The sequence below is a fragment of the Pseudomonas sp. GW822-FHT05A08 genome (assembly GCF_058800485.1).
The window spans coordinates 1,362,978-1,385,129 of record NZ_CM179511.1; the positions used below are offsets into that span (position 1 = coordinate 1,362,978).

Genomic DNA, 22,152 nt, shown 5'->3' on the forward strand with positions numbered 1-22,152 from the left:
TGCCATTTTTTGTAGGCCGAGCGTCAGGTCGGCGATACTGCCTAGCTCGGTCAAGACTGACCAACGAATTTTCCTAAGACAGCCTTTAGCAGGACTAAACGATGAGTCGTCAGTTTCATGCCCAGACCTACGTCTGGCTGCATGTGTTTTCCTGTGCCGCGCGGCACTTGTCGTTCACCCGTTGCGCGGAAGAACTGCACATCACCCCGGGGGCGGTCAGCCAGCAGATCCGCCTGCTGGAAGAGCGGCTCGGCTTTCGCCTGTTTCACCGGCGCGCCCGTGGGGTGGAACTGAGCGCCGAGGGGCAGCGGCTGGCGATCACGGTGAACGAGGCCTATGGCAGCATCGACGCCGAATTGCGCCGGCTGGATGCCGGGATGATCAGCGGCACCTTGCGCCTGCGCTCGATCCCGTCGTTTCTCGGCAAATGGCTGACTCCGCGTTTGCCCCGGCTACAGCAGCGTTTTCCGGACATTCAGCTGCGGCTGGTGGCCGAGGACAGCAGCGTGGCCTTGCACGAAGGCGATTTCGACCTGGCCATCGACCTCAACGACGGAAGCTATCCGGGGCTGTTATCCACAGCCCTGCTGGATGAACAGATCTTTCCGGTCTGTGCCCCGGGCCTGTTGCGCGGGCGGCCGCCGTTGCACGGCCCGGCGGACCTGGTGCATTTCCCGTTGCTGCACGACATCACCGCCTGGCGCGGCAGCTATGAGTACGCGGAGTGGGAGTTCTATCTCAATGCCATCGGCTGCGAGGGCGCGGATGTGCGGCGTGGGCACACCTTCAATCGCAATCACCTGACCATCGAGGCGGCGATCGCCGGGATGGGGGTGGCGATTGCCCGGCGTACCCTGCTCAACGATGAGCTGGAGCGCGGCACCCTGATCGTGCCGTTCGGCCTCGCGGTGCCCAATCACAAACGTTATGTGCTGCTGTATGCGCCGGGTGCGCTGAGCCATCCGGGCGTGTGCGCGGTGCACGACTGGCTGGTGGAGGAGGCGGGGATTTTTCGCAGCCAGCACCCTCTGGGAGAGGGGCAGTTGTGAGTGAAAAAGGCCAGGGACAGAGGCGACCCAACTCCCGACATTAACAGCGCTTTTGCTCCTTGTCCGGCTTTATTTGCGAATAGATATTTATCTTTTTTTAGGGGTTGAATTGTTCCGCGCTCTGCCCAACTCTGTAACCAAGAGGCCGCAAAAAGTACGCCCTCAGGGGCACGCGGTTCCTCTCGCGAGCTAGCTGAAATAAGGGAAGAACTATGCAAATCCAGGTCAATAGCGATAACCATATTCAAAGCAGCATCCGACTGGAGGAGTGGGTACGTACTACCATTGAGAGCACGCTCGAACGCTACGAGGAGGACCTGACCCGAGTCGAGGTTCACCTGCGGGACGAGAACGGCGAAAAGCCCGGTCCCCACGATTTGCGCTGCCAACTGGAGGCGCGGCCAAAAGGCCATCAACCGATTTCCGTGACCCACAAAGCCGAATCCCTGGAACTGGCCATCGAAGGAGCGGCCACCAAGCTGGAGAATTCCCTGGAACACCTGTTCGGCCGGTTGCGCAACAAGCGCGCCGCGGTAGCGCCAAGCGCCCGCGAAGGCCAGGCCGACGCCTTGCTTGAAGAGGAATTCCTGGAAAACGAACAGGCCGCGCTCAATAGCTGACGGCTGATTTCTCCACAGACAGGGCCTGCAATTGCAGGCCCTTTTTTGTGCGCCACGTTTCTGTAGGAGCGAGCGGGCGGCGATCAGGCTTGCCGGCGATGAAGGCGGTGCGGTGTGTCAGGCCGGATGCTATCGCGAGCAAGCTTCGCTCCTACTGCCAGGCGGTGGCCGTGGATCAGAACGCCACGGAGGTCTGTACGTACAGGGTCCGCGGTTCGCCCACGTATTTGCCTTTGTTGTTGTCGTCGAACGAGCGGGTGAAGTACTGGTGGTTGAAGATGTTCTTCATCCCGACCGCCACGCTCAGGTCCGACAGTTGCGGGCCGAAGTCGTAGGCGGCGCGGCTGCTGAAGAGCATGTAGCCGGGAATCCGCCCGGTGCTGCCGTCGGCGCTTTCGGCGGAGGTGTTGGCATTGTCGGCGAACTGGCTGCTCTGGTAGCTGCTGTCGAAGTTCAGCTTCCACGGGCCTTCGGTGTAGCCGATGCCGAGGGTGCCCTTGTGCTTGGACGAGAACGGCACGCGGTTGCCCTTGTTCGGCCCGTCCTCACGGATGGTGGCGTCGACGTAGGCGTAGGTGGCGTACAGATCGAAACCGGCCAGTGCCGGGCTCAGGCCGTCCAGCGCGTAATTGACGCTGGTCTCGATGCCCTGGTGACGGGTTTCGCCACGGGCGATCACCGAGTCGTTGGTCTGGTTGCTGTCGTACTGGTTGTCGAAGTTGATCAGGAACGCGCCGATCTCCGCCCGCAGGGCGCCGTCGTCATAGCGGGTGCCCAGTTCCCAGGTGCGGGCCTTCTCCGGTTTCACTTCGCCGCTGCTCACACGGTTGGGCATCTGGCTGTACTGCACGCTGCCGAACGAACCCTCGGTGTTGGCGTAGAGGTTCCAGCTGTCGGTCAGGTGGTACATCACATTCAGCGCCGGCAGCGCGGTGTTGTAGTCGCCCTTGTATTTGACGTTGGTCAGGTTGTTGGTCTGCTGGGACTCGATCATCTCGTAGCGGATGCCCGGGGTGAGGGTCCACTTGCCGATGTCGATGCGGTCGTCGACGAAGAACGCATTGGCCTCGGTGCCGCCGCGGGTATCGCGGTCGTTGCGGCTGCTGGTGCTCGGCAGTTGCTGGTTGGCGCTGATCGGCGTGCGGTAGCGCAACTCGTGGCCGGCCTCGTTGACGTAGCGGTAGCCGATGCCCAGCTCGTGGCTGGTCGGCCCCAGGTCGAAGCCCTGGGCGAAGCGGGTTTCGATGCCGCGCACCCAGTATTCGCGCGGCGACAGCGAGAGGAAGCTGCCCTGGTCCAGGTAGCCGCTGCGCAGGGTCTTGGTGAAGAAACTGTTGACGGTGAATTCGCGACGATCTTCCTGGTAGCGATAACCGAAGTTGATCAGCGTGCGACGGCCCCAGAACTTGTCGTACGGACGGGTCGACTGATACGGGTCGGCCTTGTAGTCGGCGACGTTGAGGCCGCCGGGCATGTCGGCCTCGCCCTCGTAGTACTGGGCCATGGCGTTGAAGCTGTTGGCGTCGTCGAGCTGGTAATGGCCCTTGAGGATCAGGTCGTCGATTTGCGTGTCGCTGTGTTCGCGCCAGTCGCCGCCACGGGTGCCGGAGTACAGCAGGGCGCCGCCCAGGCCGTTGTCGGCGGTGCCGCCGGCCAGCAGGTTGCCGGTGGTCTTGAAGCCGTCGTGGCTGGAGGACGGGCTGGTCTCGGTCTGGAAGCCGCCCTTGACCGTGGGTGCATCGGGGATGGAACGGGTCACGAAGTTGACGATGCCGCCGACGTTCTGCGGCCCGTAACGCACCGCGCCACCGCCACGCACCACATCCACCGCGTCCATGTTGCCCATGCTGACCGGGGCGAAGGACAGCTGCGGCTGGCCATAGGGCGCGAAGGGCACCGGAATGCCGTCCATCAGTACCGTGGAGCGCGAGGCCAGGCGCGGATTGAGCCCGCGAATGCCGAAGTTCAGCGCCATGTCGTGGCTGCCGGTGCCGTTGTTTTCCGGGGCGTTGACCCCGGGGATGCGGTTGAGCACGTCGCGGGCCTGGGTCGCGCCCTGGCGTTCGAATTCTTCGCGGCGGATCACATCCCGCGCACCTGGATGCTCGAAGACGTTGGTCTGCGCCGCGTCGCCCAGCCAGTCGCCGACCACGCTGGAGGCGCCCAGCTCCAGGGCCGCCGGTGCGCCTTCGGTGCTCACCGGTTGCAGGCTGAAGGCATTGCCGCCTTCGGCGCGGGCTTGCAGGCCGGTGCCCTTGAGCAGGGCATTCAGACCTTCTTCGGTGGTGTAGCTGCCTTCCAGGCCCTGGCTCTGCACGCCGCTGGTGACCTGGGAGCCGAAGGAAATCAGCACCCCGGCCTCACGGCCGAACTGGTTCAGGGCGTTTTCCAGCGACGCCGCCGCGATGTGGTAATCGCGCGTCGGGCCGTCGGCGGCCATGGCCAGCGGCAGGGCGGAAAAGCTCAGGCTGGCGCCCAGCAGCAACTGGCGCAGGGTACGGGCAAGGGGCGTAAGGCGAGTGGGGTGCTGGGGCATGGACATCGATCCTGAGAAGGTTGCAGTCAAGGGGGGCTTTCCTTCTCTGTCACGCGAGTGCTGGAAAACGGCTCACACAAAATGAAAATAATTCGCACGTCGGAAAAAACATTGAATCGGTGCCGATTGGTAGCCGCTGCCGCAGGCTGCGATCGACCCCGAAGGGGACGTGCTCTTGAGGCCCTCGAAGGTCCTTCGGACCTTATCGCAGCCTGCGGCAGCGGCTACAGGTTCAGGCACGGGCCTCGACCGTGACCCAATAACGGGTGAAGCGCCGGACCTTCACCGGCAGGCTGATTTCCAGCAGGTCGAGGATCCGTTCGCTGTCGTCCAGTGGGTAACTGCCGGAGATCAGCAGGTCGGCGACCCGTGGATCGCAGTTGAGCTGGCCGCGACGGTAGCGGCCCAACTCGTCGAGGAAGTCCGCCAGGCGCATATGGGCAGCCACCAGCATGCCCTCGCTCCAGGCGCCGCTGCCGGCGTCCAGCGGCCGCGGGTTGTCCCAGGCGCTGCGGGTGAAGCTCAATTGTTGCCCCTTGCTTACCTGCAATGGCGCTGCCGAATAATCCGACGGGCTGAGGCTGACGTTGCCCTCGAACACCGCCAGCTGGGTGCGCTGGCTGAACTGGCGCAGGTTCAAGCGTGCACCTTGCGGGCGCAGCAGGCCCTGGGCGCTCTGGATCAGCAGCGGCCGGCGGTCGGCCGCGGCGGTCAGCAGGATCTCCCCGGCCAACAGCCGGATCAGCCGTTGCTGGCCATCGAAACTCACGTCCACCGCGCTGTCGGTATTGAGCTGCAGCTGGCTGCCATCGCTCAGTTGCAGCGTGCGCCGCTGGCCCACCGGGCTGCGGTAGTCGGCCATCAGCGGGGTCAGCGGATTGTGTTCGCGCAAGCCCCAGGCCGCGGCGGAACCGGCGCCGAGGATCAGCAGCAGTTTCAGCGCCTGGCGCCGGCTGGAGGATTTCGGCACGTTGAGCGCGGCATGGGCCAGGGGCGAAGACAGGCCGCGCAGCCGCTGGTTGACCCGCTGGATATGTTCCCAGGCCCGTTGATGTTCGCTGTGGGCGTCGTGCCACTGCTGCCAGGCCAGTTGTTGGCGCGGGCTGAGCGGCCCCGCCTGCATTTCGAGCAGCCAGTGCACGGCCTGGTCGGCGACCTGGGCGCCGATGTCCGGCGGGCGGGGGAGTGCAGCGTTCATAGGGCGAAGTAGCAGCGCAGGGCTGCCTTGTGCAGGTGGCGCTTGACCGTGGCGATGGAAATCCCCAGTTCGCGGGCGATCTCGCTGTGTTTCAGGCCATCGACCTGGGCCAGCAGGAACGCGCGTTTCACCAGGCGCGGCAAACCGTCGAGCAACTGGTCCAGCTCCATCAGGGTCTGCAGGATGATCGCCTTGTCCTCCTCGGACGGCGCCAGCAGTTCCGGCATCTGCGCCAGCGTGTCGAGGTAGGCCCGTTCCAGGTCCTGGCGCCGGTAGTGGTTGCACAGCACCCGTTTGGCGATGGTGGTGAGGAACGCCCGCGGCTCGACGATCGACGGCGTTTCTCGGGCGCTGAGCACCCGTATGAAGGTGTCCTGGGCCAGGTCGGCGGCGCTGTCGGGGCAGCCGAGCCGACGCCGCAACCAGCCGTTCAGCCAGCTGTGATGGGCGTGATAGAGGACTTCGACGGTAGAGGAGTGAGCCAAGCCGAACGCTCCGGCAGCATGAAAATGCTTAAGAGAACAAGAATTGTTCGCATTGTAGTGGCCTGACATGGCATTGGGCAATCAACCCGGACCGGCGGAAGAGCCCTCGGTGGGTTGGGGATTTTTTGCACATGAGAATATTTATCATTAATATTGCGCCGACTTGAGCCCGCGTGAGGTATTTGCCAATGCCGGGCTGTCCTGGTTTCAAGGTCGAAACATGAAAAGCAAAGTTGCTGCGATCCCTTTTTCCTATCGTCTGGCCGTGACTTCGCGGGTGCTGGCCGCGGTGTTTGGCGGTTACCTGCTAGCGGCGTTGTCCAGCCTTTGCATGACCCTGCTGCTCCCTGTGTCCCGCGCCGATGCGGTATTCGGCGGCATGATGGCGTCCTTCCTGTTCTACCTGGTGGCGGTGCTCTGGTGCTTCGCCTGCCGCACGGCCTGGCAGGCCTGGTTCGGGTTGCTGCTGGCGGCGCTGGTGTTGGCGGCGATTTCTGCGTTGGCGTATTGGATGAATCTCTCATGAAGGAGGGATTTCGCCAGTCCATGGCCTGGTTGCACACTTGGGTCGGACTGGTATTCGGCTGGCTGCTGCTGGCGATTTTCCTGACCGGCACCCTGGCCTATTTCAAGGATGAAATCAGCCATTGGATGCAGCCCGAAGTGCCGTCGCGCTCGGTCAGCAACGAAACCAGCGTGATCCTCGCCCAGAGCTACTTGCAGCAGCACGCCCAAGGCGCCTCGCGCTGGTTCATCAACTTGCCCGATGCCCGCGAGCCGGTGTTGTCGGTGATGTGGCAATTTCCGGGCAAGCCCGGCGAGCGCGGCGCCTTCACCCAGAAACTGCTGGACCCGGCCACCGGCGCCGAGCTGCAGGCCCGCGATACCCGCGGCGGCGAATTCTTCTACCGCTTCCATTTCCAGTTGCAGATGCCCTATCCCTGGGGCCGCTGGCTATCCACCGCGGCGGCCATGCTGATGTTCGTCGCCTTGATCAGCGGCATCATCATCCACAAGAAAATCTTCAAGGACTTCTTCACCTTCCGTCCTCGCAAGGGCCAGCGCTCCTGGCTCGACGGGCACAACGCGGTGGGTGTGCTGGTGCTGCCGTTCCACCTGATGATCACCTACAGCAGCCTGGTGATCTTCATGTCGATGGTCATGCCGGCGAGCATCCTCGCCACCTACGGCGAAGACAGCCGGGCACTGTTCAATGAGGCGTTTCCCGCCACCAGCAACGCACCGGCCGCGGGCCGGCCGGCGCCGCTGGTACAGCTCGAACCGCTGTTGCAGCAGGCCCGCGAGCAGTGGCCGGGCGGCCGCGTGGGGCGTATCACGGTGAACAATCCCGGGGATGCCCATGCCTCGGTGAATGTCATGCGCCACGGTGGCGACCAGGTGGTTCGCGATTTTGGCAGTGCGGTTTCGTTCGACGGCGTCAGTGGCAAGCTGCTGCAGGTTGCCCCGCCGCAGTCGCCGATCGTTGCTATCCGAGGCGGTTTCTACGGGCTGCACATGGGCCTCTTCGCCGGGCCGCTGCTGCGCTGGCTGTACTTTATCTGCGGCCTGGCCGCCACCGCGATGATCGGCACCGGGCTGGTGATCTGGCTCGGCAAGCGCCAGCTCAAGCATGCCAAGAGCGGCGTGACGCCCTTCGAGTTGCGGCTGGTGGAAGTGCTGAACATCGCCAGCATGTCCGGCCTGGTGCTGGCTGTCGCCACCTTCTTCTGGGCCAACCGCCTATTGCCGGTGAGCCTCGCCGGGCGGGCGGACTGGGAAGTGAACAGCTTCTTTATCGTCTGGGGCCTGAGCCTGCTGCACGCCGCGCTGCGTCGCGGGCGCAAGGCCTGGGTCGAGCAGTTGGGCACGGCGGCGTTGCTGCTGGCCAGTGTGCCGCTGCTGGACGCGCTGACGGTGCCCGATGTGCTGGATGGTTTCCTGGTGCACGGCGACTGGGTCCGGGCCGGGTTCGACCTGACCTGCCTGGCGGCGGGGCTGTTCCTGGCCTGGGCGGCCTGGAAGATGTCGCGTCCTGCCGTCTATCCCTCCGCTGCCGCCCGCTCGCGACGGGCCGCCCTTGAAACCGAGGTGAACTGAATGCTCCTGGCGCTGCTGCTGTGTTACCCCGGTTTTGCCGGGTTGTGCCTGTCGATGGACCGTCACCACGCCGAACTCCTGGGCTACAAACCCACGGCCCGGCGCCGCAGTGGCCTGCGCCTCGGCGGCTGGTTGCTGCTGGCGGGTTCGCTGTGGGCGGCGATCGCGGCGGCCGGTTGGGCTTTCGGCCTGGTGCAGTGGTGCGCGGCCCTGATGCTCAGCGCCTTGTCGCTGGTGCTGTTGTTGCCGTATCAACCACGCCTGGCGCTGCTGGCGGCCGGGCTGGGGTTGCTGGTCAGTCCGCTGGCCGCGTTGGCGCAATGAGCGCTGCGCAACGCCCGACCTGAGGCGCCGGCTGCGATTGTTCGTTGACACGCGCCCCTCGCCAATCGTTATCTGGGCGCCCGCCACAGCCGCAAGGCTGTCGGCGGTGGGTTCGAGGTCATCAAGGAAATACCTTTCTCATGGGTTCAGTACATCGTTTTTACACTCGCGGGCTGGGGTTGTTCCTGGCCTTGTCGCTGGCGGCTTGCGCCAGCCATCCCGGCGCCCGGTACGCCGCCAACCTGGATCAGGTCCTGGCCGACCCGGCGCTCCAGGGCGCCACGGTATCGCTGACGGTGCGCGATGCCGAGAGCGGTGCGGCCTTGTATCAGCACAACCCCGACAGCCGCCTGATCCCGGCTTCGAGCCTCAAGCTGCTGACCACCGCCGCCGCGCTGGACGTCCTCGGCCCCGACTACCGTTTCGCCACCGAGGTGCTGGGCGACGGTGCGCAACAGGGCGAGCGGCTGCACGGCAATCTCTACCTGCGCGGCTCCGGCGACCCGAGCATGCAGGCCAAGGATTATCAGGCGCTGGCGGCGGCGGTGGCGCGTACCGGCATTCGTCAGGTCGCGGGTGACCTGGTGCTCGACGACACCGCTTTCGACGATCAACGACTCGGCATCGACTGGGCCAGCGACGATGAAAGCCTGTATTACGCGGCGCAGATTTCCGCGCTCAATATCTCCCCCAACGACGACTTCGACGCCGGCAGCGTACTGGTTGCGGTAACCGCACCGACGGTGCCGGGAGCGCCGCTGGCGGTGCGCGTCAGCCCGGAAAACCGGCTGATGAGCTTGCGCAATCAGGGCCGGGTCGGGACGGCGGACAGCCTGCAGGTCGGCCGTGAGCATGGCAGCAATCTGCTGCTGGTCAGCGGCGCCTTGCCGCCGGGGCAGTCGCGGCGCAACTGGGTCAGCGTGTGGGAGCCGACCCGCCTGGTGGCGGACGTGTTCCAACAAGCGCTGGCCGAGCAGGGCGTGACGGTGCAGGGCCAGGTGCGTCTCGGCCAGCCCACGGCGCCCGCCGCCCGGGTGTTGGCCAGCCACTCGTCGATGCCGCTGGCGGGCCTGATCACACCCTTGCTCAAGCTGTCGAACAACAACATGTCCGAAGTGCTGCTCAAGGCCATGGGCCGCAAGACCGCCAATGCCGGCACCGCCGCTGCCGGGGTGGCGGCCATCGAGGGCTTCCTGCGGCGCCAGGGCCTGAGCCCGCAAGGGTTGGTGCAGGTGGACGGTTCCGGGCTGTCGCGGCGCAACCAGATTTCCAGCCAGAGCCTCAGCGACCTGCTGCTGGTGGCGCGCAAGCAGCCCTGGTTCGCCACCTGGTACGCGGCGCTGCCGGTGGCCGGCGATGCCCAGCGCATGACCGGCGGCACCCTGCGTTATCGCCTGCAAGGCACCGAGGCTGTGGATAACCTGCACGCCAAGACCGGCTCGATGCAGGGCGTGTCGTCGCTGTCCGGGTATCTGCGCGCGGCCGATGGTCGCCGGTTGGTGCTGGTGATGCTGTCGAACAACTACCGTGCCGATGGCGCGCAGATCAAGGCCCTGGAAGACCGGGTGACGCGGGTGCTGTTGCAGTAAAAGCCTGGAACGACGGAGGGTAACCGATACACCGTCTTCGCGGGCAAGCCTCGCTCCTACAGGCGCCGCGTTCGTAGGAGCGAGGCTTGCCCGCGAAAAGGTGCGACGCGGTACGCCTGCCGATCACTCGCCGTCAGCCGAGAAACGCCTGGCGATATTCTCCGGGCGTGCCGCCCAGGGCCTGGCGAAAGCGGTTGGTGAAGTGGCTGGCGCTGGCGAAGCCGCAGGCCAGGGCAATCTCGCCCAGGGGCAGGCGGGTGCCGCGCAGCAGGTCGCGGGCATGTTTCAGGCGTCGCGCCAGCAGGTATTGATGGGGCGGCAGGCCGAAGCTTGCGCGGAACATCCGTGCGAAGTGGTATTCCGACAAGGCGCAGCGCGCGGCCAGTTGGCCCAGGCTGATCGGCTCGGCCAGCTGGCTGTCGATGTATTCCACCAGTTGCCGGCGCTGGTGCGCCGCCAGCCCGCCCTTGAGGCGCAGGCCCTGGCGCTGGCCGACCTGGGTCAGCAGGGCGTGGCTGAGCATCTCGTGGGCCAGGCTGCTGGTCAGCAGGCGCTCGCCGGGCTCGTCCCAGTTCAGCTGGATCAGTTGCCGAAAGCGCCTGGCCTGCTGCGGGTCGTCGAGGAAGGTGGTTTCCTGCAATTGCAGCTCGCGGGGTTCGCGGTCCAGCAGGGTCACGCAGCCCAGGGCGAATTGTTCCGGGCTGAAATACAGGTGGGCCAGGCGGATCCCGCCGTTGATCACCCAGGCTGACTGGTGCTCGGCGGGCAGGATGCACAGCTTGTCCGGGCCGCCCTTGGTCCCCGGCTGGCCGCGGCGAAAGGTCCCGGTGCCGCCGGCGATGTAGCACGACAGGGTGTGATGGCTCGGCGCTTCGTAGTCCTGGGCGTCGTGATGGTTGCTCCACAAGGCTGCGGCCAGGCCGTCACCGAGCTCGGCGCTGTGCTCCAGGCGAGCATTGGGCGAGCGGTTCAGGGCTTGAAAGACTTGCAGGGTTTCCAGTGCGGGCATGGCGGTCAGGTCTGAAATTGAACGGCATTCTGTAGCCGCTGCCGATAGGCTGCGATAAGGCCGAAGGCCTTCAGCGATCTCAAGGGCACGTCTCCTGCGGAGCCGATCGCAGCCTGTCGGCAGCGGCTACACGATGTTCTGCATCCTACTCCGTGGGCGGCGCGCTGCCAGCCCGGCAACCGACAAAAGCGCAAGTTTATGCAAGCGCCCGGGCAGGCAATGGCCTGAGACTGGGTTGCCCTGCACAGGAGTCCCGCGCCATGAACCTCTCGCTTTATCTGCTCACCGTCCTGATCTGGGGCACCACCTGGATTGCCCTCAAGTGGCAGTTGGGGGTGGTGGCGATTCCGGTGTCCATCGTCTATCGCTTCGCCCTGGCGGCCCTGGTGCTGTTCGTCATGCTGCTGCTCAGCCGCAAGCTGCAGGTGATGAACCGCCGCGGGCACCTGATCTGCCTGGCCCAGGGGCTGTGCCTGTTCTGTATCAACTTCATGTGTTTCCTGCACGCCAGCCAGTGGATTCCCAGCGGCCTGGTGGCGGTGGTGTTTTCCACGGCGACCCTGTGGAACGCCCTGAATGCCCGGGTGTTCTTCGCCCAGAAGATCGCCCGCAACGTACTGCTGGGCGGGGCGTTGGGGCTGCTGGGGCTGGGCCTGCTGTTCTGGCCGGAACTGGCGGGGCATAGCGCCAGCCCGCAAACCCTGCTCGGCCTGGGCCTGGCGCTGTTGGGCACCTTGTGTTTCTCGGCGGGCAACATGCTGTCCAGCCTGCAGCAGAAAGCCGGCCTCAGGCCGCTGACCACCAACGCCTGGGGCATGGCCTATGGCGCGGCGATGCTGGCGGGCTATTGCCTGGTCAAGGGCATCCCTTTCGATATGGAGTGGAACGCGCGCTACATCGGCTCGCTGTTGTATCTGGTGATCCCGGGATCGGTGATCGGCTTCACCGCCTATCTGACCCTGGTCGGCCGCATGGGCCCGGAGCGGGCGGCCTACTGCACCGTGCTGTTCCCGGTGGTGGCGCTGAATGTCTCGGCCTTTGCCGAAGGTTACCAGTGGACCGCCCCGGCGCTGGCCGGGCTGGTCCTGGTGATGCTGGGCAACGTGCTGGTGTTCCGCAAGCCCAGACTTGTGCCTGCATCTGCATCCGGATTTGAATCTGTAGTCGCTGCCGAGCCTGCGAGGCTGCGAACGGCGGCGCAGCCGTCGCAAAACCAGGCGACCTGATTCTGCAGGTCTATCGCTGAAGGTCCTGCGGACCTTTTCGCAGCCTCGCAGGCTCGGCAGCGGCTACAGGTGGTGATAGGCAGTGGTTTCAGCCTTTCCACACCTGCGGGTTGACCAGGTCTTGCGGACGCTCGCCGAGCAGGGCGCTGCGCAGGTTGGCCAGGGCGCGGTTGGCCATGGCGTCGCGGGTTTCATGGGTGGCCGAGCCGATATGCGGCAGGGTCACGGCGTTTTTCAGCTGGAACAGCGGCGACTCGGCCAGCGGTTCCTTCTCGTAGACGTCCAGGCCGGCGCCGCGAATGGTGCCGTTCTGCAGGGCTTCGATCAGCGCCGGCTCGTCCACCACCGGGCCGCGGGAGATATTCACCAGGATCGCGCCCGGCTTCATCAGCGCCAGTTCGCGGTGGCTGATCAGGTGCTTGGTCTTTTCACTCAACGGCACCACCAGGCAGACGAAATCCGCTTCGGCCAGCAACTGCTCGAGGCTACGCAACTGCGCGCCCAGCTCCTGTTCCAGCGCGGGCTTGCGGCTGTTGCCGCTGTAGATCACCGGCATGTTGAAGCCCAGGCGACCGCGTCGGGCGATGGCCGCGCCGATGTTGCCCATGCCGACAATCCCCAGGGTCTTGCCATGCACATCGCAACCGAACAGCGGTGCGCCGACGCTGGCCTGCCATTGCCCGGCCTTGGTCCAGGCGTCCAGTTCGGCGACGCGCCGGGCGCTGCTCATCAGCAGGGCGAAGGCCAGGTCGGCGGTGCTTTCGGTGAGCACGTCCGGGGTGTTGGTGAGCATGATCCCGCGTTCGTTGAAGTAGGCCAGGTCATAGTTGTCGTAGCCCACCGAGACGCTGGAGACCACTTCCAGCCGGCTGGCGTTTTCCAGCTGCGCGCGGCCCAGCTTGCGACCGACGCCGATCAGGCCGTGGGCGTGGGGCAGGGCTTCGTTGAATTGCGCGCCGATATCGCCCTGCTTGGGGTTGGGCACTATCACCTCGAAGTCCTGGCGCAGGCGCTCGATCATGTCCGGGGTGATGCGGCTGAAGGCAAGTACGGTCTTTTTCATCGCGGGAAAGCTCGTCAGGCAGAGGAGAATGCCAAGCAAGCTAACATTCCCCACGGGCTTTTTGTAGCGGCTGCGCAGGCGGTCAGGGCCGGATGATTCTGCGAATGTAGCCGCTGCCGCAGGCTGCGATCGGCCGGCACGGCCGTGACGTTCCAGCAGCCGCAGGAGGTCCTGCGGACCTTTCGCAGCCTGCGGCAGCGGCTACAGGGGGATACATGAGAAAGCCCCGATCAAGGGGCCAGGCGCACGCCGCTGAGTCCGCCGCTCAGTTCATAGGCCGTCAGCTCCGCCTGATGGGCGGCGAGAATCTCCGGCAGGGTGTTGCGCAGGTACTCGACCCAGGTCTTGATCTTGGCGTCCAGGTACTGGCGCGACGGGTAGATGGCGTACAGGTTCAGCTCCTGGGAGCGGTATTTGGGCATGACCCGCACCAGGGTGCCGTTGCGCAGGCCCTCGATGGCCGCGTACACCGGCAGCACGCCCAGGCCCATGCCGCTGGTGATCGCGGTTTTCAGCGCGTCGGCGGAGTTCACCAGGAACGGCGAGCCGTTGAGGGTGACCCCTTCCTGGCCCTCGGGGCCGTCGAACAGCCATTTGTCCAGGGCGATCACCGGGCTCACCAGGCGCAGGCAGGCATGGTTCGACAGGTCGCTGGGGCTGCTCGGGCAGCCGTTGGCTTTCACGTAGGCCGGCGAGGCGCAGACGATGCTGTAGGTGATGCCCAGGCGTTGGGAGACGAAACCCGAGTCCGGCAGCTCGCTGGCCAGCACGATGGACACGTCGTAACCCTCGTCCAGCAGGTCCGGCACGCGGTTGGCCAGGGTCAGGTCGAAGGTCACGTCCGGGTGCGACTTGCGGTAACGGGCGATGGCGTCGATCACATAGTGCTGGCCGATGCCGGTCATGGTGTGCACTTTCAACTGCCCCGACGGCCGCGCGTGGGCATCGCTGGCCTCGGCCTCGGCTTCTTCGACGTAGGCCAGGATCTGCTCGCAGCGCAGCAGGTAGCGCTTGCCGGCCTCCGTGAGCGCGATGCGGCGAGTGGTGCGGTTGAGCAAGCGGGTTTGCAGATGGGCCTCCAGATTGGAGACCGCGCGCGAGACATTCGCCGTGGTGGTGTCGAGCTGGACGGCGGCAGCGGTGAAGCTGCCGGCTTCGGCGACACAGCTGAAGGCACGCATGTTTTGCAAAGTGTCCATGGGGTGCTCTCTGGGGAGATGGCAAATTGTGACACGAAGTAACAGATTGTTGGCTATTGCACCAAGGGATTATCGCGCGAACGGTAATAAAGATTCACAGGAATCCCAGCTTATCGCCGTAAAGCCCGCCGCCTAGAATTGCGCCGATCTGTAGGGGCCGGCTGCCGGAGCCCGTGCAATGCGGTGGCTCAGTGACACCGTCTCGCGAGCACGCTCGCTCCTACAGGGATCCGCCTTCTCCCTATTTCAGGAATTCGCAGCAGTGCCGCGTCGCATCAGCAGAGAGCTGAAGACTCTCAGTGTTTGGGCTTTATCGTTAGCAATCAGCGGCTGCATCGGAACCGGGGGCATTGCCCCGCAGGGCAAGGCACTACCGGCCAATACACTGGCCACCGACGAGGCGATCCAGAGCGCCGCGCGCGACGCCCGCTGGCCCGCCGCCCAATGGTGGCAGGCCTATGGCGATGCGCAGCTGAACCACTGGGTGAGCCTGGCCGTGCAGGGCAGCCCGAGCATGGCCATGGCCGCCGCCCGGGTGCGCCAGGCGCGTGCCATGGCCGGCATCGCCGAGTCGGCCGAGTCGCTGCAGATCAAGGGCGACGCTACCCTCAAGCGCCACAACTGGCCCACCGATCAGTTCTACGGCCCGGGCGAACTGGCCAACAGCACCACCTGGGACAACAACGCCGCGCTCGGCTTCAGCTACGCCCTCGACCTCTGGGGCCGGGAAAGCAATGCCAGCGAGCGTGCCGTGGACCTGGCGCACATGAGCGCCGCCGAGGCGCGCCTGGCCCAGCTGGAACTGCAGAACAATGTCGTGCGCGCCTATATCCAGATGTCGCTGCAATACGCCCAGCGCGACATCGTCCTCGCCACCCTGAAGCAGCAGGAACAGATCCTCGAACTGGCGCAAAAGCGCCTGGCCGGCGGCATCGGCACCCACTTCGAAGTCAGCCAGGCGCAGACTCCGCTGCCGGAAACCCATCGCCAGCTGGACGCCCTGGACGAAGAAATCGCCCTGGGCCGCAACCAGATCGCCGCCCTGGCCGGCAAGGGACCGGGGGCGGGCGCGCAGTTGCAACGGCCGAGCCTGTCCCTGGCCGCGCCGCTGAAACTGCCGTCGGCCCTGCCCGCCGAACTGCTCGGCCAGCGCCCGGACGTGGTCGCCAGCCGTTGGCAGGTGGCGGCCCAGGCCCGCGGCATCGATGTCGCCCACGCCGGCTTCTACCCCAACGTCGACCTGGTGGGCAGCCTCGGCTACATGGCCACCGGTGGCGGGGCGCTGGAGTTCCTCACCGGCAAGAAGCTCAACTACAACGTCGGTCCGGCCATCAGCCTGCCGATCTTCGACGGCGGCCGCCTGCGCGCCGAGCTGGGCGAGGCCGCGGCCGGTTATGACATCGCCGTGGCCCACTACAACCAGACCCTGGTCAACGCCCTGAAGAACATCTCCGACCAGCTGATCCGCCGCGAGTCCATGGACAAGCAGGCCGAGTTCGCCGCCGAGTCGGTGGCGTCGGCGCAGAAGACCTACGACATCGCCATGGTCGCCTTCCAGCGCGGCCTCACCGACTACCTCAATGTGCTCAATGCCCAGGGCATGCTGTTCCACCAGCAGCAGATCCAGCAGCAGGTCCAGGCCGCGCGCCTGAGCGCCCATGCCGAGCTGGTGACGGCCCTGGGCGGCGGCCTGGAGGCGGGGCGCGATGTGCCCGAGGACAGCCGGACCCAACCGAGCAAGACTCCGGCGGCGCTGGCCATCTTTGACCATTAAAAGCTGACCATTAAAAGCCGACCACCAAGTGCTGATCACCGAGTAAGCCCCCATGACTCCCTTGCCTGCTCCCTTGCGCTGGCTGTACTCCCTTGAATGGCGCCGGGGTTTCTTCGACTGGGCACGCAGCGACGGCGTGACCTGGGTCTATATCTTCAAGGTCCTGGCCGCCGCGTTCCTCACCCTGTGGCTGGCCATGCGCCTGGAGTTGCCGCAACCGCGCACGGCAATGATCACCGTGTTCATCGTCATGCAGCCGCAGAGCGGCCAGGTGTTCGCCAAGAGCTTCTATCGGTTTCTCGGCACCCTGGCCGGGTCGGCGGTGATGGTGGCGCTGATCGCCCTGTTCGCCCAGAACACCGAACTGTTCCTCGGTTCGCTGGCGATCTGGGTCGGCATCTGCTCGGCCGGCGCCGCGCGTTATCGCAACTTCCGCGCCTACGGTTTCGTGCTGGCCGGCTACACCGCGGCGATGGTCGGCTTGCCGGCCCTGGCCCATCCGGACGGGGCCTTTATGGCGGCGGTATGGCGGGTGCTGGAAATCTCCCTGGGGATTCTCTGCTCGACCCTGGTCAGCGCCGCGATCCTGCCGCAGACCGCCAGCGCGGCGATGCGCAACGCCTTGTACCAGCGCTTTGGGGTGTTCGCCCTGTTCGTCACCGACGGTTTGCGCGGCCGCAGCCAGCGCGACGCGTTCGAGAGCGGCAACGTGCGTTTCATCGCCGAGGCGGTGGGCCTGGAAGGCCTGCGCAGCGTCACCGTCTTCGAAGACCCGCACATGCGTCGGCGCAACGGTCGCCTGAGCCGTTTGAACAGCGAGTTCATGGGCATCACCACCCGTTTCAACGCCCTGCACCAGTTGCTCGAACGCCTGCGCAGCAGCGCCGCCGAGTATGTGCTGGCGGCGACCAAACCGGGGTTGCAGGACCTCGCCGAACTGCTGGACGGTTTCTCCGGCCGCGCCCTGACCAGCCCCGATGCCGCGCGCCTGGCCGAGCAGCTGGCGAGCTACAAGGCCGAGCTGCCGACGCGGGTGCGCAGCATGCGCGCGCTGTTCCAGGAGCACGAACCGAGCGATGCCGAGCAACTGGATTTCCACACCGCCTATGAGCTGCTCTATCGCTTCGTCGACGAGCTGCACAGCTATGCCCAGACCCACGCGTCCCTGGCCGAACACAGCCATGAGCGCGAGCGCTGGGACGAGCCCTTCACCCCGCAGACCAACTGGCTGGCCTCGGCCGCCTCGGGGATTCGCGCCTCGTTCATCCTGATCGTGCTCGGCAGCTACTGGGTCGCCACCGCCTGGCCCAGCGGCGCCACCATGACCCTGATCGCGGCGGCCACCGTCGGCCTCTCGGCCGCCACGCCGAACCCGAAACGCATGGCCTTCCAGATGGCCTGCGGCACCTTGATCGGGGCCGTGGTCGGCTTCGTCGAGATGTTCTTCGTGTTCCCCTGGATCGACGGTTTTCCACTGCTGTGCGTGATGCTGGCGCCGGTGATCGTGCTCGGCTCGTTCCTCGCTTCCCGCCCGCAGTACGCCGGGGTCGGCCTGGGGCTGCTGATCTTCTTCAGCACCGGTTCGGTGCCGGACAACCTGACCGTCTACAACCCCTACGCCTTCATCAACGACTACATCGCCATGGTCATGGGCATGCTGGTCTGCGCCGCCGCCGGGGCGATCATCCTGCCGCCCAACAGCCGCTGGCTGTGGCGCCGCCTGGAGCAGGACCTGCGCGGCCAAGTGGTATACGCCATCAGCGGCAAGCTCAAGGGCCTGGCGTCGAGCTTCGAAAGCCGCACCCGCGACCTGCTGCACCAGGCCTATGGCCTGGCGGCGGGGCAGCCGCAGGTGCAGCGCGAGCTGCTGCGCTGGATGTTCGTGGTGCTGGAGGTGGGCCACGCGATCATCGAGCTGCGCAAGGAGCAGGCGATCCTCCCGGTGCACCCGGCCTATGCCGAATCCCAGCCGTGGCGCCAGGCGATCCGGGTCATGGGCCGTTCGCTGGTACGGCTGTTCCTGCAACCGGGCCAGAGCAACCTTGCGCGCGCGCTGGTCGCGGTCGATCACGCGATCGGCCGGGTCCAGGCCAGCGACGAACCCTTCGCCCCGCACTTCGATACTTCGGTCTTGCGCCGGGTGAAGAGCTACCTGCACTTCATCCGCAGCTCATTGCTCGACCCGCAATCGCCGCTGGCCGCCTACGCCGCACAGCCCGTACAGGCCCCGACCCAAGGACTTGAACATGCCTCGTGAAATCGCCTTCCACGGCGTGTACATGCCGACCATGACCCTGATGTTCTTCATTGCCGCGGCCCTGGCCTGGGCCCTGGACCGCTTCATCTCGGGTTATGACCTGTACCGTTTTTTCTGGCACCCGGCGCTGCTGCGCCTGAGCCTGTTCTGCTGTCTGTTCGGCGCCATGGCGCTGACTGTCTACCGTTGAGAGTCCTTTGATGAAAAAGTTTTTCAGCCTGCTCGCGACCCTGCTGGTGCTGGCCCTGGCCCTGTGGATCGGCCGCACCCTGTGGGTGCATTACATGAACACGCCGTGGACCCGCGACGGCCGGGTGCGCGCCGATATCATCAACGTCGCCGCCGACGTCACTGGGGAAGTGGTGGACGTGCCGGTGCGCGACAACCAGCTGGTGAAAAAGGGCGACCTGCTGATGCAGATCGACCCCGAGCACTACCGGATCGCGGTCAAGCAGGCGCAGTCGCTGGTGGCTTCGAGAAAGGCCACCTGGGAGATGCGCAAGGTCAACGCCCACCGCCGCGCCGACCTGGACAACCTGGTGATCTCCAAGGAGAACCGCGACGACGCCAGCAACATCGCCGACTCGGCCCTGGCCGACTACCAGCAGGCCCAGGCGCAACTGGAGGCCGCCGAGCTCAACCTCAAGCGCACCCAGGTACGCGCCGCGGTCGATGGCTACGTGACCAACCTCAACGTGCACCGCGGCGACTACGCGCGCATCGGCGAACCGAAGATGGCGGTGGTCGACAGGCATTCGTTCTGGGTCTACGGCTTCTTCGAGGAAACCAAGCTGCCCCATGTGCGTGTCGGCGATAAGGCCGAGATGCAGCTGATGAGCGGCGAGGTGCTCAAGGGCCATGTGGAGAGTATTTCCCGCGGCATCTACGACCGCGACAACCCGGAAAGCCGCGAGCTGATCGCCGACGTCAACCCGACCTTCAACTGGGTGCGCCTGGCCCAGCGCGTGCCGGTGCGCATCCATATCGACGAGGTGCCGGAAGGCGTGCTGCTGGCGGCGGGGATTACCTGCACGGTGGTGGTGAAGGAGGGTGGGGATGCGCAGTGATCGGGCCGCTGCCGGGCGTGCCTGGGCGGCATCTCTGGAGAACCGGCTCCCGCGACATATTGCGGGAGCCGGCGGGCGACCAGGCGCTATCGAGCTGGAGAGCGAGGGTTACTTGTAGCTTTTCTGCATGATCGCCAGGGACTTCTTCGCCGTAGCCTCCAAGCCGTCGTCAACGTGGTTGATGGCGACCACCAGCTTTGGGTTCTGCAGCACGTCGACACTGGGGTAACGCTGCTGGGCCAGCCGCGAGACGATGATGTACTGGGTCACCGCGTAATGCAGTTTGAACTTGCCGCTGTCCCGGGCCTTGGCGATGGCCGTTTTGACAAAGGCCTGGCGCTCGGCCGTCGTCATGCCCTTGAACAGGTCGGGGATATCGAAATGGATCTCGGCCGAGAAAATGGCCACCTCCTCAGCTCGCGCCTCGTCGTACATCACCTGCTTGCTGGTCACGCGCGCCTTCAGCTCGCTGAAGCGTTGTTCGCCTTCGGCCAGTTGCTCCGGGCTCATCTTGCCTTTCAAGGCATCCAGCTGGCTGGTGTCTTCGGTGTTATCGATGACCTTCAGCCAGGCATAGGCCTTCACCAGGTCGCCAGACTCTTCGGCTGCGTCGGCCAGGCTCTGCTGCGGCTCCGGGTTGCCGTGCAGCGCCGAGCGCTCCAGCCAGCGCACCGCCAGCTGCCGGTCCTGGGGGATGTCCTTGTCGCCGAACCAGTAGGTGGCGTACATGCCGTACTCGGCGCACCAATCGTTCTGCGACGCCGAGTAGGCGATGTAGTTGAAGGACTCGCGGTCGCGCTCGGCCTTGGGTCTGTCCGTTTCCTGATCGGTGCTGGTGGACAGGTAGCAGAACGCCCGGGTGTAGTTCGGCGCGGCCATGGCGAAGCAGCTCTTGGCGTTCGTGTAGTCCTCGGCCTCGTAGAGTTTGTAACCGGCGCCGTACAGCACATCGGCGTCCATGGCCGGGTTGCAGTACTCGTTGGCGCTGACCTTGGGCAAGACGCTTTCCAGCGTCAGCTTGGGCAGGGTGTCATTCAGTTCGGGGACTTTCGGCTCGGTTTTTTCTGGAGCCGTGGTGGCGCAAGCCGCCAGCAAGACAGCCAATGCCAGTGGCAGCACGTTGAACAATTTCAATGGACATTCCCTGATCTGCGATTGAATGAAGAGGCGCATGGAATGCAGCAGGGACAGGACGGGAGAGGGGGGAGCTTGAGCAGTTCCGTGCTTTCAGTGTCGACGCCAGCGATTCCATGCTGTGTTGAGCGCAAGCGCTCAAGAGGCGCGCATTCTACTGGGATTGCGAGGGGGCACAACCGAAACCGCAGCATCTGTTTGGCAACGGCAAAGGGCTCTTGGGCCTTGCGCACGCGACACCTCGGCGGCGCTTCAAAAGAACTAGCGCCAGCCTCTCAAGCTATTGCTTGCGCTTGGCCAGGATGGTTTTGGCCTTGGCCACGGTGTCTTCCACGCTCAGGTCATCATTGACCAGCAAGGCATGCAGTGCCGGGTCCTGCCACAGGTCCACGGCCGGCCCGGTACTTTGCACAAGGCGGGAAATCAAGGCGTAGGCCACCACTTGGCCGCGCGTGTGGAACTTCGGGTAGAGGTCCAGCATGTCCACCAACTGGGCCACGAAAGCATGCCGTTGCATAGGGGACATGCCCTCGAATACCTCCGGGTGGCTGTAGTACAGATCCCCTGAGCTCAGGGCGATGAGGTCCTTGCGCAGCGCCTGCTCAATATCCTTTTCGGGGGTGAGTTGGCTGAGCAGCTGGGTGTAGTGCTGCTCGCCCTCGGCCATTTGCCGAGGGCTCATTTTGCGCTTCACTGCCTCGATTGTTTTTGCCTCATTCAGGACCCTGGCCCAGGCATAGGCCACCGGGAAATTGTCCTGTTCGCTGCTCCAGCGCACCATGTCCTGTTGCGACTCCTGGTCGCCGTGCCGAGCGGCGCGCTCAAGCCAGCCCATGGCCAATTCCTTGTTCGGTGGATGGCCCAGCTTGCCAACGCTGTAGATGTCGTACAGGCCTGCTTCCGCGCAGGATTCATTGTGCTTGGCGGCGTAGGCGATATAGTTGAAGGCTTCGCTTTTGTCGTAGTCGTTTTGCCTGGCGCCGACAATGCTGCCCAGGATGCACAAGCTCGTGGTGTAGCGGGGGGCGGCCATGATCAGGCAGCTGCGGGCCATTTTTATTTCCTTGCTCGCCAGCAAGGTACGGCCTGCGCCATACAGTACCTCGTCCTCATCGATCAGGCGGATGCCGAGGCCGAGCAGCAATTCGCTGTCCATCTCCGGTGTGCAGTACTGGTTGGCCTCGACCTTGGGCAGGATCTGTTCGAGGCTCAAGTCCGGCAGGGAATTATTGAGTTTTTCGTCCGGTGACGAGGCATTGCAGCCCAGCAGCAGAGTGAAGATAGCCAAGGGCAGCAGGCTACGAGATTTCAATGGAGAGTCCCTGAGGTTCAATCGTAAAAGTGAGGACGCCAAGAGGGCATGAGCAGGGGCGGGATGCAGCCGTTCCGTGCTTGAGGTACCGCTTCCTTGCGATTGGAGTGCGGGCATTCTACTGGGATTGCCTGGGTGAACAACCTGACCCCGCCCCCTTGCAGGAGCCGGCACCTACAAGACAGCGGCCATGTATAAGGCCCCTGTAGGCGC

At 65.0% G+C, this 22,152-nt stretch carries 19 protein-coding genes; 11 read left to right on the forward strand and 8 right to left on the reverse strand.

Annotated elements, in window-relative coordinates:
* Positions 1-101: 101 nt before the first annotated feature.
* Positions 102-1,049 carry a LysR substrate-binding domain-containing protein gene (locus AC3RCP_RS06110; RefSeq protein ID WP_492569289.1) on the forward strand — a complete coding sequence of 316 codons (948 nt, stop codon included), beginning with the start codon at positions 102-104 and terminating at the stop codon, positions 1,047-1,049.
* Positions 1,050-1,261: 212 nt separating this feature from the next.
* Positions 1,262-1,669, forward strand: a complete 408-nt coding sequence (locus AC3RCP_RS06115; protein WP_492569291.1) for an HPF/RaiA family ribosome-associated protein — start codon at positions 1,262-1,264, stop codon at positions 1,667-1,669.
* Positions 1,670-1,844: 175 nt separating this feature from the next.
* Here the strand turns inward: AC3RCP_RS06115 and fecA are convergent, their stop codons facing one another.
* The 3 genes from fecA to AC3RCP_RS06130 all read right to left on the reverse strand — a co-directional run bounded on the left by fecA (position 1,845) and on the right by AC3RCP_RS06130 (position 5,888).
* Positions 1,845-4,205, reverse strand: coding sequence for a TonB-dependent Fe(3+) dicitrate receptor FecA (gene fecA, locus AC3RCP_RS06120; protein ID WP_492569294.1), 2,361 nt, complete (start codon positions 4,203-4,205; stop codon positions 1,845-1,847).
* A 232-nt stretch (positions 4,206-4,437) separates the two neighbouring features.
* A complete protein-coding gene (locus AC3RCP_RS06125; RefSeq protein WP_101336878.1) occupies positions 4,438-5,403 on the reverse strand; it encodes a FecR domain-containing protein in 966 nt (321 codons plus the stop codon).
* Positions 5,400-5,888, reverse strand: a complete 489-nt coding sequence (locus AC3RCP_RS06130) for a sigma-70 family RNA polymerase sigma factor (RefSeq protein WP_101336879.1) — start codon at positions 5,886-5,888, stop codon at positions 5,400-5,402. Before AC3RCP_RS06130 ends, AC3RCP_RS06125 begins: the two co-directional genes overlap by 4 nt.
* A 220-nt stretch (positions 5,889-6,108) precedes the next feature.
* Between AC3RCP_RS06130 and AC3RCP_RS06135 the strand changes: the two genes are divergently transcribed.
* The 4 genes from AC3RCP_RS06135 to dacB all read left to right on the forward strand — a co-directional run bounded on the left by AC3RCP_RS06135 (position 6,109) and on the right by dacB (position 9,898).
* Positions 6,109-6,414, forward strand: coding sequence for a DUF3649 domain-containing protein (locus AC3RCP_RS06135; protein ID WP_492569296.1), 306 nt, complete (start codon positions 6,109-6,111; stop codon positions 6,412-6,414).
* Complete coding sequence (locus AC3RCP_RS06140) at positions 6,411-7,985, forward strand: PepSY-associated TM helix domain-containing protein (protein WP_123573640.1); 1,575 nt, start codon at positions 6,411-6,413, stop codon at positions 7,983-7,985. Before AC3RCP_RS06135 ends, AC3RCP_RS06140 begins: the two co-directional genes overlap by 4 nt.
* Positions 7,986-8,309: a DUF3325 domain-containing protein gene (locus AC3RCP_RS06145; RefSeq protein WP_007929380.1), complete on the forward strand. Its 324-nt coding sequence runs from the start codon at positions 7,986-7,988 to the stop codon at positions 8,307-8,309.
* Between the two features lie 140 nt (positions 8,310-8,449).
* Positions 8,450-9,898 (forward strand): D-alanyl-D-alanine carboxypeptidase/D-alanyl-D-alanine endopeptidase, encoded by a 1,449-nt coding sequence (gene dacB / locus AC3RCP_RS06150; RefSeq protein ID WP_492569298.1) that lies wholly within the window; start codon positions 8,450-8,452, stop codon positions 9,896-9,898.
* Positions 9,899-10,031: 133 nt separating this feature from the next.
* On the opposite strand, the gene AC3RCP_RS06155 is transcribed toward dacB, so the two are convergent.
* Positions 10,032-10,907 carry a helix-turn-helix domain-containing protein gene (locus AC3RCP_RS06155; RefSeq protein ID WP_087091298.1) on the reverse strand — a complete coding sequence of 292 codons (876 nt, stop codon included), beginning with the start codon at positions 10,905-10,907 and terminating at the stop codon, positions 10,032-10,034.
* A 260-nt stretch (positions 10,908-11,167) separates the two neighbouring features.
* On the opposite strand from AC3RCP_RS06155, the gene AC3RCP_RS06160 reads away from it, so the two are divergent.
* Positions 11,168-12,133, forward strand: coding sequence for a DMT family transporter (locus AC3RCP_RS06160; RefSeq protein WP_492569301.1), 966 nt, complete (start codon positions 11,168-11,170; stop codon positions 12,131-12,133).
* Between the two features lie 88 nt (positions 12,134-12,221).
* Here the strand turns inward: AC3RCP_RS06160 and AC3RCP_RS06165 are convergent, their stop codons facing one another.
* The gene (locus AC3RCP_RS06165; protein WP_007930993.1) at positions 12,222-13,196 is read right to left on the reverse strand and encodes a 2-hydroxyacid dehydrogenase; all 975 of its coding nucleotides are present in this window, start codon (positions 13,194-13,196) and stop codon (positions 12,222-12,224) included.
* Positions 13,197-13,426: 230 nt separating this feature from the next.
* Positions 13,427-14,395, reverse strand: a complete 969-nt coding sequence (locus AC3RCP_RS06170; RefSeq protein ID WP_007930066.1) for a LysR family transcriptional regulator — start codon at positions 14,393-14,395, stop codon at positions 13,427-13,429.
* Positions 14,396-14,657: 262 nt separating this feature from the next.
* Here AC3RCP_RS06170 and AC3RCP_RS06175 point away from each other — a divergent pair, with 262 nt between their 5' ends.
* The 4 genes from AC3RCP_RS06175 to AC3RCP_RS06190 are packed head-to-tail and all read left to right on the forward strand — an operon-like array spanning position 14,658 to position 19,493.
* Positions 14,658-16,169, forward strand: a complete 1,512-nt coding sequence (locus AC3RCP_RS06175; protein ID WP_101336883.1) for an efflux transporter outer membrane subunit — start codon at positions 14,658-14,660, stop codon at positions 16,167-16,169.
* 52 nt (positions 16,170-16,221) lie between these two features.
* Positions 16,222-18,426 carry an FUSC family protein gene (locus AC3RCP_RS06180; RefSeq protein WP_101336884.1) on the forward strand — a complete coding sequence of 735 codons (2,205 nt, stop codon included), beginning with the start codon at positions 16,222-16,224 and terminating at the stop codon, positions 18,424-18,426.
* Positions 18,416-18,616 (forward strand): DUF1656 domain-containing protein, encoded by a 201-nt coding sequence (locus tag AC3RCP_RS06185; RefSeq protein WP_007930063.1) that lies wholly within the window; start codon positions 18,416-18,418, stop codon positions 18,614-18,616. Before AC3RCP_RS06180 ends, AC3RCP_RS06185 begins: the two co-directional genes overlap by 11 nt.
* A 10-nt stretch (positions 18,617-18,626) precedes the next feature.
* Positions 18,627-19,493 (forward strand): efflux RND transporter periplasmic adaptor subunit, encoded by an 867-nt coding sequence (locus AC3RCP_RS06190; RefSeq protein WP_101336885.1) that lies wholly within the window; start codon positions 18,627-18,629, stop codon positions 19,491-19,493.
* A 108-nt stretch (positions 19,494-19,601) separates the two neighbouring features.
* On the opposite strand, the gene AC3RCP_RS06195 is transcribed toward AC3RCP_RS06190, so the two are convergent.
* Together AC3RCP_RS06195 and AC3RCP_RS06200 are read right to left on the reverse strand one after the other, a co-directional pair.
* On the reverse strand, positions 19,602-20,627 hold the full coding sequence (locus AC3RCP_RS06195; protein WP_492569304.1) for an SEL1-like repeat protein: 1,026 nt from the start codon (positions 20,625-20,627) through the stop codon (positions 19,602-19,604).
* Between the two features lie 280 nt (positions 20,628-20,907).
* A complete protein-coding gene (locus tag AC3RCP_RS06200; protein ID WP_101336887.1) occupies positions 20,908-21,939 on the reverse strand; it encodes an SEL1-like repeat protein in 1,032 nt (343 codons plus the stop codon).
* Positions 21,940-22,152 lie beyond the last annotated feature (213 nt).